The 13,248-nt window shown below is 60.4% G+C and carries 9 protein-coding genes; 2 read left to right on the forward strand and 7 right to left on the reverse strand.

Annotation, left to right across the window (positions count from 1 at the left end; translation table 11 throughout):
- Positions 1–7: 7 nt before the first annotated feature.
- The 7 genes from algG to yaaA form a co-directional block, all read right to left on the reverse strand.
- The gene (gene algG, locus K5E37_RS06830; RefSeq protein ID WP_011332555.1) at positions 8–1,579 is read right to left on the reverse strand and encodes a mannuronan 5-epimerase AlgG; all 1,572 of its coding nucleotides are present in this window, start codon (positions 1,577–1,579) and stop codon (positions 8–10) included.
- Between the two features lie 26 nt (positions 1,580–1,605).
- On the reverse strand, positions 1,606–3,093 hold the full coding sequence (locus K5E37_RS06835) for an alginate export family protein (RefSeq protein ID WP_221533428.1): 1,488 nt from the start codon (positions 3,091–3,093) through the stop codon (positions 1,606–1,608).
- Positions 3,090–4,496: an alginate biosynthesis TPR repeat lipoprotein AlgK gene (algK, locus tag K5E37_RS06840; protein ID WP_221533429.1), complete on the reverse strand. Its 1,407-nt coding sequence runs from the start codon at positions 4,494–4,496 to the stop codon at positions 3,090–3,092. Before algK ends, K5E37_RS06835 begins: the two co-directional genes overlap by 4 nt.
- 9 nt (positions 4,497–4,505) lie before the next feature.
- A complete protein-coding gene (locus K5E37_RS06845) occupies positions 4,506–5,675 on the reverse strand; it encodes an alginate biosynthesis protein Alg44 (RefSeq protein ID WP_221533430.1) in 1,170 nt (389 codons plus the stop codon).
- 36 nt (positions 5,676–5,711) lie between these two features.
- Positions 5,712–7,193: a mannuronan synthase gene (gene alg8, locus K5E37_RS06850; RefSeq protein WP_221533431.1), complete on the reverse strand. Its 1,482-nt coding sequence runs from the start codon at positions 7,191–7,193 to the stop codon at positions 5,712–5,714.
- Between the two features lie 83 nt (positions 7,194–7,276).
- Positions 7,277–8,593 (reverse strand): nucleotide sugar dehydrogenase, encoded by a 1,317-nt coding sequence (locus tag K5E37_RS06855; RefSeq protein WP_221533432.1) that lies wholly within the window; start codon positions 8,591–8,593, stop codon positions 7,277–7,279.
- An 810-nt stretch (positions 8,594–9,403) separates the two neighbouring features.
- Entirely contained in the window at positions 9,404–10,183 is a 780-nt protein-coding gene (gene yaaA, locus K5E37_RS06860) for a peroxide stress protein YaaA (RefSeq protein WP_221533433.1), read from the reverse strand.
- Between the two features lie 138 nt (positions 10,184–10,321).
- On the opposite strand from yaaA, the gene K5E37_RS06865 reads away from it, so the two are divergent.
- Complete coding sequence (locus K5E37_RS06865; protein ID WP_221533434.1) at positions 10,322–11,446, forward strand: polysaccharide deacetylase family protein; 1,125 nt, start codon at positions 10,322–10,324, stop codon at positions 11,444–11,446.
- A 349-nt stretch (positions 11,447–11,795) separates the two neighbouring features.
- Positions 11,796–13,190 (forward strand): PhoH family protein, encoded by a 1,395-nt coding sequence (locus tag K5E37_RS06870; protein ID WP_007957320.1) that lies wholly within the window; start codon positions 11,796–11,798, stop codon positions 13,188–13,190.
- Positions 13,191–13,248: the final 58 nt, after the last annotated feature.

Below are 13,248 nucleotides of genomic sequence, written 5' to 3' on the forward strand. Positions count from 1 at the left end.
ATTATCCTCAGTCCTGCAATTCGGTCTGGCGTTCGACAGGGTCGATCAGCACGGCTTTCTGCTGGCGCACCAGCAGGTCGAGAATTTCATCCTGGCGCTCGCCGAGGATGCCGTTGAAGCTGATGCCGCTGGATTTGGTCGGCGCCAGCATCGACACGCGATACAGCTCGACACTCAGGGGCGAATCGATCGACAGCGGGCCGCTGCCATTGGCCGCCAGTTCACCGCCGACCACGATCAGCGAGACCTGGGCGTCGAACGGGTCGAGCTTGATGTCACGGTCGGTGTCGGTCAGGTCCTTGATGTGCCCGTAGACGCCGGTCAGGCCGTTGGCCATGGCGACGTTTTCGTAGAGGCGGATGTTCACGCTGTTACGAATGCGGATGCCGTGGCGCTTGTTGCTGATGACCTTGTTGCCCCACAGCAGGTTGTCGGCGGACTCGTAGAGGGTGATGCCGTCCGTGTGGTTCTTGTAGATCTCGTTGTAGGCAATGATGTTGTTGACGCTGTTACGGTCGATCACCAGCCCCGAGAGGTGGTTGTCGTAGCTTTTGTTGTTGAAGATGAAGCTGTCGTTGACCTCACGGGAAATGATGATCCCGTGCTTCTTCTTCGTGCCGTACACCGTGTTCTCGGCAATGATCAGACCGTGGGAACGGTCGTGCGGGTCGATGCCGTAGACGATGTTGTCCTTGTAGGTGTTGCCCTTGACCACGAAGTCGCGGGTCTCGTAGCAGTAGAAGCCGTACCACATGTCCGAGAACTCGGAGCCGACGATCCAGCCGGTCGGCTCGGGACGCTTGAGCACCTTGGCCATGTTCGGCGTGTACTGGGAAATACTCACGCCGTATGACTTACTGTTGGCATAGCCGAAGCTGGCCATCTTGCTGTTGACGATGTAAGTCTCGGTGCCGCCCCAGGCCAGCAGGAACGGGCGGAATTCCTTCGGCGAACGGAAGGTTGCCGGGCCGTTTTCCTTCTCGCGCCAGCCGGTGACCTTGGTGTCACGCACGAACAACTGGCCGTCGTTGACCAGGAACGAACCGGCCTCCTGGGACAGGCGCAACTCCTGGGTCTGGCCGTCGATTTCGAGGATGCCTTTGCGGCCGACCACGATCGGCAGCTTGGCCAGATAGACGCCCGGCGAGGTTTCGCTGAAGTACTGTTTTGGCAGTTTCTGCGCCAGCTCTTTCAGGTTCATGTAGCCGTCGTCGACGAAGATCGCCTGCGGGATGCCGTGCTGACGCACCACCCATTCGGCCATCTTGTTGTCGCCGCCGATGAAGTCCTTCAGGGCGTCTTCCTGCATCATCCGGCGTACGCTGATCTTGCCCGGTTTGCTGCGCACGATTTTCGCGGCGGCGGCTTCGGCGGTATAGCCGGAGAGGTCGGGCAATTTCGGCTTGGCCAGTTCCAGCGCTTCGGTCGGCGCGCTGCTGACGGTGTAGGTCTTGGCCTGTTGCAGTTCCTTCGCGGTGGTCGCGGGTTTGGCCGGTTCCACACTGGCGAAGGCGCCGGCCGAGGCCAGCAGCATCGCGCCGGCCAGCAGGCTGAGTGAGCCTTTGCGGGCACTGTTCATGTCGGGCACTCCCTTGGCGGTCAGCATCAGAAGCGCCAGATCACGTCGATGAACGCGCGGTGCATATACGAATCGACCTGGCTGCCATAGGCATCACCCGGCTTGAACACGCCGCCACGGAAACGCACCAGCGCCGAAGGCTCGTCGATCGACTGGCTCAGCGCCGCCGGCAGCAAGCCTTGCTTGAAGTACTTGGTGACCACCAGATCCATTTCCTGGCCCAGATCCTTGTTGCCGTCCTGCAGTGGCAGCGAGGTGCTGGAGAGGATCGCGCCGGTGACGTCGTCGGTGTTGTTTTCCACGGCGTTGATGCCGTTGCTGCCCACCGGCTTGTTGCCGTCCACACGCCAGAACTTGTGGTAGATCAGGCTGGCGTCGTACTGGTCGTTGAGCATCCACGAACCGAACAGGGTGGCGGTCTGCATGTTGTTCATTTCGCCACGGAACGCCTCGCCGAAACGGTGAACGCGGGAGCGAGTACCGGTGTAGTTCGAGCGGTTGCTTTCCAGGCCGTTCTGTTCGTAATCGGCGCTGGCACGGGCGTACGCCGCACCGACCTGCCACTGCGGATCGAGGCGCAGGCGCACACCGATGTCGGTGGCCCAGCCGTCGACGTTGTCGCTGCGCTTGGCCTGTGCAGGGCGGGTGCCATCGGCGTTGAGGGCGTTGACCGTGTCACGGTCGCCGCTCATGCCGGTGATGCTGCCCCAGTAGTTGACGGTGTTGGTGTTGCGCCAGTTGTAGGCGTCGCTGTCGGCGGTCAGGCCGAGCCAGCGGATGTCGCCGTTTTCTTTCTTGTCCAGCGAATCGCCGGCCACGCCCGGCTCCGGATAGTCGAGCTTGCCGTCGTCATGGGTGTGGTGGCCGCGAATGCCGACCCAGTTGCCCGGTGTCCACTGGTAAGCGGCGTCGGCGTAGGCGTGCAGGCGATCCTTGTCTTTCGGCGCCAGCTCCTTGAGGTCGGTGCGGTATTCGCTGAAGCGTTCGGCAACACCGGCGTTGGCGCGCAGCAGGGTGGTGTCGAAGGTCCAGTTCAGCGCTTCGATGTTGGTGTCGCGCCACTGACCGTCGTCGTTGCGCAGACGCTGGCGACCGAACTTGAGGATCTCGCCGGGGTAGGGCGTCAGGCCGCTGTAACCGACCCAGAACTCGCGCATCGCCAGGTAGTTTTTCTTGGTCTTGCGGTCGCCGTTGTCGGTGGTCTGGGTGCCTTCGCTGTCGGACTGCTGCAGGGTGTCGGTCTCGATGATGTCGGTCGAGGTCACGGCCTGGCCCATGGCGTAGGCGCTCCACGCGCCGCTTTCGCCGTAGACCCACGGACGCAGGTCGAGGCCGAGGCCGTTGACGTCGCCGCCGCTGGCGGTGCCGAGGTCGCGGTCGTCTTCGGACTGGCCGGTGATTTTCACTTCGAGGCCGAAGTTCTTCGATTCAGTCATCGCGGCCAGGGTCGGGCAAGACCAGATCAGCGCGAACGTGAGGCCAATGCCGGCCTTCACAAAGGGATTCAATTTCATAATTTTTCCTCGCCGTCTTCTTCTTGCAGGGCGTGCAGTTGCAGCGTGTTCTGGCTCAGGGCGCCACGGGTCGCCTGTTCCTGTTGCAGCAGGCGCTGGGCTTCGGCCAGGCGCTCGGGCGGCAGTTGCGCGGCGAGGGCGGTCGCCAGCTCATCGGCTTGCGGAGTGTTTTGCGCCTTGGCCAACTGGCTGAACACGTAGGCGTTGAGCGGGTCGGGCTTGGTGCCCTTGCCTTGGGAAAACAGCTGGGCGATGGCGAAGTCGGCGCTGTTCTGGCCGTTGCGCGCAGCGGTCAGCAGATGGTCGAGGGCCTTCTGCGGATAGACCTTGCCCAGGTAGCCACGGCGGTAGATCTGGCCGAGGTAGTAGTCGGCGGCGACTTCACGGCCGACGGCTTTCTGGAAATGTTCCTCGGCAACTTTCGCGTCGGCCGGGACCAGTTTGCCTTCGTAGTAGAGCTTGCCCAGCAACAGTTCGGCGCGGGGCTGGTCGGCGGCGCGGCCGTTGTCCAGGTACTTCATCATCTGGTCGGTGTCGCCCAGTTCCGGGAAGTCATACAGCAGTTGTGCGAGGGTGACCCACGACGCCGGGTAGCCCGGCGCGATCGGCTCGAGCAGCGACTGCGCGGTTTTTTCGTCGGTCTTGCCCAGGGTCGAATCGGCCAGCACACGGGCCACCGAATCCACCCGCTGAGCACTGACGGTGCCGCGGCTGTAACCGGCCTGCAGCTGCTTGATCAGCTCGGCCTGTTGCTCCGGCGCGCCACGTTTCTGGTAGACCGTGGCCAGCTCGACGTAGCAGATGTCGGTAGTGTTGAGCGCGGCCTTGCAGATCTTTTCCACGTCATCCAGATGCTGGTCGTAAGTGCCCTGGGTGCGATACAGCAGCACCTGGGCGAGACCGGCTTCCGGGTAACCGGATTTGCGCCACTGATCGATCTGCTGCTGAGCGTTGATGTTCGGGAAGCTGTGCGGGTATTGCAGGTACAGCATCGCGAGCGGGATCAGCGTGTTGCCTTCGCCACTGGCGGCGGCTTTCTTCAGCAGGCTTTCGGCTTCCTGATGCTCGGCCTCGGTGGAGCCGGGCTTGGCCACCAGCAGACGACCGAGTCGGGCCTGGGCACGCGGCGAAACACTGGCGGCTGCGCGGTAGGTGGCTTCGGCCTGTTTCATTTGTTCCGGGTCGCGGCTGTCGACCTGGATATCGGCGAGGCCCACCTGGGCTTCGCTGTAACCCAGGTCGGCCAGCGCACGGTAGTTCTGCGCGGCGGTCGCGGTGTCACCGCGCTTGAGCGCTTCGTTGGCCAGACGCTGGTCGGGCAGGCCGGCGCAACCGGCCAGGGCGATTGCCATGGCCAGCGTCAGCGGGACCGGCAGGATTCTGATAGGGCTCGTCACGGGCATGTCCTCGACTTAAAGACCGGCAGCCATGGCTTTGTCGATCAGCCAGTTCAGGTTCGGACCACGGTCGCTGTTGACTTCCACCGGGCGGCCGGCAAAGCGGCTGTCCAGCGGCTCGTCAGGCTGGATCTGCACACGGATGTCGGAGGACAGGTCAGCGCTTTTCAGGCTGGTGCTGCTGACAATCTTGCCGGTGCGGGTCTTGTCTTCGCCGGCGATCTGGAAGCTCACCGGGGTGCCCGGACGCACGTCGCCGAACTGGCGATAGGAGAAGCGTGCATCGACGGTGGCCTGGGTGTTGCGCGGTACCAGCGAGAAGATCACGTCACCTTTGCTCGCGTATTGACCGTCAGCCACCAGTTGCTGGGCCACGGTGCAATCGCACGGCGAGGTCAGGGTGCCGGTCATTTGCTTGCCGAACAGTTCTTCAACCTTGGCCGGAGACAGTTGATCTTCTTCCAGATGGCCCTTGAGTACGTCGAGCATGCTGGTGCTGAACGTCGCCAGCGGTGCGCCCTTTGCGGCGACGCCGTCGGACTTCACCAGGCTCTGCACGGTGCCGTCGCGCGGCATGGTGATGTTCATCCCCGGCACGCTGACCAGACCGGCCTGCGCATGGCTGACGAAGTACATGCTGTACACCGATTTGAAAATGAAACCCGCCGCCACCAGGCCGACCGCGAAGATACCGGCGCTGAAGGTCACCGCTTTCAGACGCCCGAACGGGGTCATGCCGGAGTCGCCGTCCTTGACCTTGCGCGCCTTGGTGAAGTTGTCGCGCTGCAGGGTCGCCAGCACTTCACCGATGCTGACGATGTCGCCGGCCAGGTGCGAAGTGATCAGGTGGCGCAGGGTGGAAATGTCCTGCGGCTCGAGGTTCTGGAACTGGCAACCGGCACGACCGGTCTGGCGGTCGAAGGAGCGCACCTGCAGCTCCACGTCCATGGCCAGGCCGAGGTTGTCGATGACGAATTGCAGACGCGCCTTGTACACCTCGCCGACGGTCAGCGGCAGTTGACCGGCATTGAACGCCAGGCCACCGGCAGACAGGTCGATGACCCGCGCCTCGACGGGCGTCCGGTCAGGGCCGAAGAACCGCAGCTTGGCCGGGATTTTGACCCGGGCGTGCTGGCGCTGGGCTTCGGATTCATGCACTACGTTGACGTTGACGGCGGTATTCATAGGGGCGATTTCCTTGTTAATTCAAGAGGGGGCGGGTCAGACCATCATCAGCAGCACGGCGACGAAAATGCTGCCGGCGGAGAAGGTCATGGTCCGAGACGACCAGGTGTTGAACCAACGTTGAAAGCTGGCGAGATCACGGGTCAGGGAAGTGGGTTGTCGGGTCCAGGATTGTTGGTCGAGGCGGAAGAACACGTAGATCTTCACCAGCGCGCCGACGATCTGGTTGTAATAGAGAATTGCCGGGTAAGCCGGGCCGATCCGGTGGCCGGAGCAGGACAGCAGCAGCGTCAGAATCAGACGGGTGATGCCGATCCACAGCAGGTAAACCAGGATGAACGCGGTGCCGTACTTGAAGCTGGCGATGATTGCCACGGTCAGGCCGAGCAAGGATGTCCACATCGATACGCGCTGGTCGAACAGCACCACCGAGGTGAAGGCGCCGAGGCGTTTTACACCCAGGCCCAGCGCTCGGGAGTTCTGGCGCAGGTTGTTGCCGTACCAACGGAACATCAGTTTGCGGCTGGCCTTGATGAAGCTCTTTTCCGGCGGGTGTTCAACGGTGTTGATCGCGGCGTCCGGCACGTAGAAGGTGTCGTAGCCCAGGCGCATCAGGCTGAACCAGCTCGACTTGTCGTCGCCGGTCAGGAATTTGAAACGGCCCAGGCGCCAGTGTTGCAGCGAGTCGCTTTCAACGTCGGCGATGAATTCCGGGTTGGTGACCACGGTGGCGCGGAACACCGACATGCGCCCGGTCATGGTCAGCACGCGTTTGGACAGGGCCATCGAGCACATGTTGATGTGGCGCTGGGCGAAACGCAGCTTGTGCCATTCGCTCATGATGTAGCCGCCGCGCACTTCGCAGAATTCGTTGGTGGTCAGGCCGCCGACGTTGCCGAACATCTGGAACCACGGCACGGTTTTGCGCACTACGCCTTCGCCGAGCACGGTGTCGCCATCGATCACGGCCACCACGGCGCGGTCGTCCGGCAGGTGGCGGGAGATCGCGCGGAAACCAAACGCCAGACCATCGCGCTTGCCGGTGCCGGGGATGCGCACGAAGTCGAGCTTCACGCGTTCTGGCGGATTCATCCGTGCCCACAGTGCCTTGACCAGCAGCTCATCGGACATTTCGACGATGGAGCAGACCACGGTGGTCGGCAGTTCGCAGTCGATGGCTTCGCGGATCACCGAGCTGTAAACCTGCGCGGTGGTCAACGCGTCGATGCGAAAACTGGTGACCATCAGAAACACATGCGACGGGTCCGCCGCTTTACCCAGCTTGCGAACCTTGCGGCGCAGGTGCGGGTAGACGATGTAGAGAAAAATCATGCCGCGCACAAAGTGCGTGGCACCCATCGAGTAGCGCCAGATACCTACGGCGCCAATCAGGAAAATGAAGTCCTTCGACTCGGAGTCGAACGTGGACGTGGGCAGCATCAGGGCCAGGCCCATCAGCAGGCTCAGAAACAAAAGCCAGCCGGCGGATTGCAGAAAAAAATGTTTGAGCTTGGACATGACCGTCATCCGAAGGTGATGGGGGCTTCAAGCCGCCCGCCGATTCACGGCGTGCGGCCTGAAGCTCGAGGCTTGCTGCTGCGTTACCAGCAGATCCCTTCGGTGCGGCTACCGGCGCTGGTGGCCTTGGACATGAAGCCCACCAGGTCGATCACCTGCTTGCCGTGCGGCGCCTCTTCGGCGAGGGCGCGGAACTTCTCGTCGCGGTTGCCGAGGATGATCACGTCGGAGTTGTCGATCACCGAATCGAAGTCCGCGTTGAGCAGGGACGACACGTGCGGGATCTTCGACTCGATGTAGTCCTTGTTCGCGCCGTGGACACGGGCGTACTGGACGTTGCTGTCGTAGATGCTCAGGTCGTAACCCTTGCCGATCAGCATTTCGGCCAGTTCCACCAGCGGGCTTTCGCGCAGGTCGTCGGTGCCGGCCTTGAAGCTCAGACCGAGCAGGGCGACTTTGCGTTTGTCGTGGCTTTCAACGATGTCGAAGGCGTTCTGCACTTGCGATTCGTTGCTGCGCATCAGCGAGTTGAGCAGCGGCGCTTCGACGTCCAGGGAACCGGCGCGGTAGGTCAGGGCGCGCACGTCTTTCGGCAGGCACGAGCCGCCGAAGGCGAAGCCAGGGCGCATGTAGTACTGGGACAGGTTGAGGGTCTTGTCCTGGCAGACCACGTCCATCACTTCGCGGCCATCGACGCCGACCGCTTTGGCGATGTTGCCGATCTCGTTGGCGAAGGTCACTTTGGTCGCGTGCCAGACGTTGCAGGTGTACTTGATCATCTCGGCGACAGCGATGTCCTTGCGGATGATCGGTGCGTCGAGTTCTTCGTACAGCGATTGCAGAACGTCGCCCGACGCCTTGTCGAACTCGCCGATGACGGTCATCGGTGGCAGGTCGTAGTCGGCGATCGCGGTGGATTCACGCAGGAACTCAGGGTTCACGGCGACACCGAAATCAACGCCGGCTTTTTTGCCGGAGCAGTCTTCGAGGATCGGGATGACAACGTTTGCCACGGTGCCCGGCAGAACGGTGCTGCGTACGACGATGGTGTGACGGGTGGTTTTTTCACGCAGGACAAAACCGATCTCGCGGCACACCGCTTCGATGTAGTTCAGTTCCAGGTCGCCGTTCTTCTTGCTCGGCGTGCCGACGCAGATCATCGACAGGTCAGTGTCGCGAATCGCCTCGGCGAAGTTGGTTGTGCCGCGCAGACGACCGGTCTGGATACCTTGTGCCAGCAACTCGCCCAGACCCGGTTCGACAATGGGAGATTTGCCAGCGTTGATCATGTCGATCTTGTCTTTGGCAACATCGACGCCAACCACGTCATGGCCCCGTGCAGACAGGCAACCGGCACATACTGCGCCAACGTAACCCAAACCAAATATGCTGATGCGCATCGCAATTACCTCTGTATATATCAGGCCTTAGAGGGCCGGAGTTAATGGTGTTCAGCGTTCATTAGTGCACTCGAAAGTGCGGCATACAGGCGCCACAATGCCGTGTGCAGGCATACTAAGTTTCGAGTGTCTAAATAAGTGCACTCAAGATGTGCGTAACCAGGCCTTGTTGTTATGACGTGCCCTGTTATGCAGCCGATCTTCTTTGGAGAAGACTCTTGTGCAATCGTCTTGCGCGCTCGATGTCAGGATTAAAGTCCCGTAAATCAAGCGGTTGGGTGCTCAGGCGAGCACGTTTATAAGGGCGCGGCCATGGCCTTTGTAGGGGATATTAATGGTGCGTATCTCCTGTCCATCGTCTGATTTGAGACTAGTTAGTCATCTAGGCAAGTTGCTGTGACAACTTGGTTACATGGCTATCTGCTCCGCGTAAGTTATCTCGTACAAACTCGGCGAGAATCGTTACCGGTGGTATGAGCTATGCATTCGGACGAAGTTCCTGTCCGCTCATCGCGAAATCTGAAATTTCTTGAAATATTGTCAGAGATGGCACCAGTATCAATTTGATAGCAATTTCGTTTTCGACCTTTAATAACAGGCGAAAAATCACGTTAGATAGTTTTGTGCCACTACGGTGAAAAAATTTAGGTGCCACTACTGAAAAAAATGATCAGTGTCGAGTGAAACTAATCTTAGAAAAGGCAGGGAGGTTTTTCTGGCGCCAGTAAAATGGCGAAATGTGGCGAGGGATTTTTGACATCGTGCGAGCTGCACGACTCTTCATATAAAGAGTCGTGCATTAGGCATGCTTTATTCGGGAGCGTGATCGCGTAGAAACACCAGATTATCCGGTTTCGATTGCTCGGCGCTGAAGCGATAACCCTGCACATCGAACTGTTTGAGCAGGGCCGGATCGTTGATTTTTTCCTGGATCACGAAACGGCTCATCAGGCCTCGGGCCTTTTTCGCGTAGAAGCTGATGATCTTGTATTGGCCGTTCTTCTGATCCTTGAATTCGGTGTTGATGATCCGCGCGTTCAGGGCCGTGCGCTTGACCGCCGAGAAGTACTCGTTGGATGCCAGGTTCAACAGCACGTCATCGCCCTGATCGGCCAGCGCTTCGCTCAGCCACTCGCTGATGCGCGTGCCCCAGAAGGCGTACAAGTCTTTGCCCCGGGCGTTGGCCAGTTTGGTGCCCATTTCCAGGCGATACGGCTGCATCAGGTCGAGCGGACGCAGCAGGCCGTAGAGGCCGGAGAGCATGCGCAGGTGCTGTTGCGCGTAATCGAAATCGGCTTCGCTGAAGCTCTGGGCGTCGAGTCCGGTGTAGACGTCGCCCTTGAAAGCCAGCAGTGCCTGTTTGGCGTTTTCCGGCGTGAACGCTGGTGTCCAGCTGCCGAAACGCGCGGCGTTGAGGCCGCCGATCTTGTCGGACACGTGCATCAGTTCGCTGATCTGCGCCGGGCTCAGCTCGCGCAGTTGCTGGATCAGTTCCTGGGAATGGTCGAGGTATTGCGGCTGGGTGAAGCGCTGGGTCGCCGGCGGTGTTTCGTAGTCGAGGGTCTTGGCGGGGGAAATCACCATCAGCATGAAGTCGTCTCCTTTAATCGTGGGGGCGATTCTAGGGGGTTGGGGCGGATGACTCCAGCTATCGCGTCCATAGGTGATCGGCGGTTTGCCAGCCGGATCGGCTATAGTGCGGCGCGGGTTTTGTTATGGAGACACCCTTTGCGCATTGTTCTTTTTTTCACCGCGTGGCTGTTGAGCGTCGGTGCCGTTGCGGCGCCGGGCGATATCGCGACGCTGGATCGCAGCACCTGGCCGGAAAAACTCGACAATCCGACCCTGTTCGACGTCGCCTCGCGGGCGGAAATCCTGATGTTCGCCCGCGGCCTGCTCGGCACCGAAGCGCTGGACGAAGCGGCGCTGGCCCAGCGTCTGGGGCTGCGCACGGTCAATCTGGATGCGATCAACAGCCTGCGCGAGCGCCTGTGGCAGCGTCTGCTCGCCAATTACAACTTCGCCCAGCAAAGCTGCGATCAGGACGCTTCGTTCTGCTTCCTCGTCGAAGACTTGCCGACCCTGCGCGAGCAGGCGGCCAAATTCGTGGTCAGCGACGAAAGCTATTACACCAAGTGGGCCGAACCGAGCCGGATCTTTCATCTGCAATACCTCGATGAACTGATGCGCAAGGCTGCGCTGTCGCCGCAGACCAGCAGCGAACTCGATCATTTCGGAGACTACGAGCGCAACGGCGACGACATGCACGATCGCTTGTTTCTGCTGAGTTTCGACAGTGCCGCCAACCTGCAACCGGACAACACCGACTGGCTCGCCGAGTACATGCGCAAGTCGAACCTGAGCGGCACGTTCTTCATGTTGGGCAAAGATGTTCAGGCGCGGCTGGCCGACCGTTCCGTCAGCAGCCTGCAAGCGGCGTTTTCGCAGCAGTGCGTCGGCGTGCAGGGCTGGGAGTTCCGCTCTCACAGCCATTGGCAGGACTGGCAGGATTCGGTGCGGCGCAGTGCCGATCTGGTCAAGAACAAACTGCCGGAGAACTATGTGCCGCTGTTCCGTCCACCGGAAGGGCAGCGTCGCAGCGATGCCCGGGGTTTCTTCAACAGTCAGGGCCTGCAAGTGGCACTGTGGGACATCGATGCCCAGGACGGCGCCGGCAAGCTCAAGGGCGCTCCGAGCGCGCAGCGGGTGCTGACCCTGATGCTGCTGTGGCGGCACGGGGTGATCAATTTCAACATGAAGCAGGATGCGGTGAAGACCGCGTTGCCGTGGCTGATCACGCAAACCGCGCAAAGCGGCATCGGCTGGGAAGACTGTCAGGACGCGTTTCGCTGAAAAACGGCAAGAGCCCGGAAACATTGGGCTTGGGGTGAATTTTTTGCAGAATTCGATGCAGGCGGACTTCCGACTCTAACGGGGGCAGGGCAGTCCGCCAAGGGCTTTTCGTCACTTTGCAAAATAAACTTCAAAAAAGCGTCAAAGTGCTTTTTTCTGTCACGGGTTTTGGAGTATTACGAAGTCAGACCGCCGAAACCTGCAACACAGGTGGCGTCTTCCAAGACCCATTTTGTGTGCGGTTCACCTGCTATCCCGACAAAAGCTGTGCAGGTGGATTCGGCAGTCACTTCGAGGCGCAGCACCGCCGAGGTATTGCGTCGAATGGCTCCCACAAAGGTGACCGAGTATGGATGATCACGGACGTAGCCCTTCCTCCAACCAGCCAATCCTTTATGTACTCGATACCAACGTACTGATTCACGATCCGAACGCCCTGCTGAATTTCGAAGAACACCACGTCGCGATCCCGATGACCGTGCTTGAAGAGCTGGACAAGCTCAAGAGCGGGCATCACAGCGTGGCCGCCGAATGCCGTCAGGCTATCCGGCTGATCGACAAGACCCTGGGCGATGCTTCACCCGATGACGTCGAACAGGGCGTGCCGATCCAGCGCGGCAAGGGCGGCCCGAAGGGCTTGCTGTCGATTCTGATGAGCAAGCAGGCCGAATCGAACCTGATTCTGCCCGAGCATCTGAACGACAACAAAATCATCAACCAGCTGATCGATCTGCACACCCGCGACCCGAAAAAACCGGTTGTGCTCGTTACCAAAGACATCAACATGCGCCTCAAGGCGCGCGCCTGCGGGATCGACGCCGAGGACTACAGCACCGACCAGTTGGTCGACGACGTGTCCCTGCTGCCCAACGGCTATCACAACATGACCGGCTCCTTCTGGGACCGCGTGAGCAAGGTCGAAACCCGTCAGGACCACGGCCGCACCTGGCATCAGGTGCAATTGATCGACAACCTGCCAGCCGTGCACATCAACGAGTTCATCATTGATGAGCAGGGCTTCGTCGGCTGGATCAAGGAGATCGAAGAGGACAAGCTGCTGATCCTCGACCTGCACCAGGAACCGCTGCTGCACCAGGAAGCCTGGGGCCTCAAACCACGGGACATCTATCAGAGCCTGGCGCTGTATGCGTTGCTGGATCCGGACATTCACCTGGTCAACCTGTCTGGTGCCGCCGGCTCGGGTAAGACCATTCTGGCGCTGGCCGCTGCGATCGAGCAGACCATGGTCAGCAAGCGCTATCGCCGCATCATCGCCACCCGCAGCGTGCAGGGCCTGGACCAGGAAATCGGCTTCCTGCCCGGTACCGAGGCGGAAAAAATGGAGCCTTGGCTCGGCGCCATCACCGACAACCTCGAAGCCTTGCACATGGATGACGAAAACACCCATGGCAGCGTCGACTACATCCTCAGCAAAGTGCCGTTGCAGTTCAAATCGCTCAACTACATTCGCGGTCGCAGCTTCCAGCAGAGTCTGATCCTGATCGACGAATGCCAGAACCTCACGCCGCACCAGATGAAAACCATCATCACCCGGGCCGGCGCCGGTTCCAAAGTGGTGTGCCTGGGCAACCTGGCACAGATCGACACCCCTTACCTGTCCGCGACCAGCTCCGGGCTGACTTACCTGACCGAACGCTTCAAGGATTTCCCCAACGGTGTGCACATCACCCTGCAAGGGGTGCCTCGCTCGATCCTGGCCGAATACGCCGAATCGCATCTGTAACCGTCAAACCGAACCGGGCGACTGCAAAGTCGCCCGGTTTTTTATGTGCGCAATTCTG

The organism is Pseudomonas sp. RIT778 (assembly GCF_019718735.1).
In the GTDB taxonomy this organism is placed as follows: domain Bacteria; phylum Pseudomonadota; class Gammaproteobacteria; order Pseudomonadales; family Pseudomonadaceae; genus Aquipseudomonas; species Aquipseudomonas aphyarum.

Coding starts and splice junctions, on each gene's coding strand:
- algG (WP_011332555.1), bottom strand. CDS start 1,579: ATGAACAGTGCCCGCAAAGGCTCACTCAGCCTGCTGGCCGGCGCGATG.
- K5E37_RS06835 (WP_221533428.1), bottom strand. CDS start 3,093: ATGAAATTGAATCCCTTTGTGAAGGCCGGCATTGGCCTCACGTTCGCG.
- algK (WP_221533429.1), bottom strand. CDS start 4,496: ATGCCCGTGACGAGCCCTATCAGAATCCTGCCGGTCCCGCTGACGCTG.
- K5E37_RS06845 (WP_221533430.1), bottom strand. CDS start 5,675: ATGAATACCGCCGTCAACGTCAACGTAGTGCATGAATCCGAAGCCCAG.
- alg8 (WP_221533431.1), bottom strand. CDS start 7,193: ATGTCCAAGCTCAAACATTTTTTTCTGCAATCCGCCGGCTGGCTTTTG.
- K5E37_RS06855 (WP_221533432.1), bottom strand. CDS start 8,593: ATGCGCATCAGCATATTTGGTTTGGGTTACGTTGGCGCAGTATGTGCC.
- yaaA (WP_221533433.1), bottom strand. CDS start 10,183: ATGCTGATGGTGATTTCCCCCGCCAAGACCCTCGACTACGAAACACCG.
- K5E37_RS06870 (WP_007957320.1), top strand. CDS start 11,796: ATGGATGATCACGGACGTAGCCCTTCCTCCAACCAGCCAATCCTTTAT.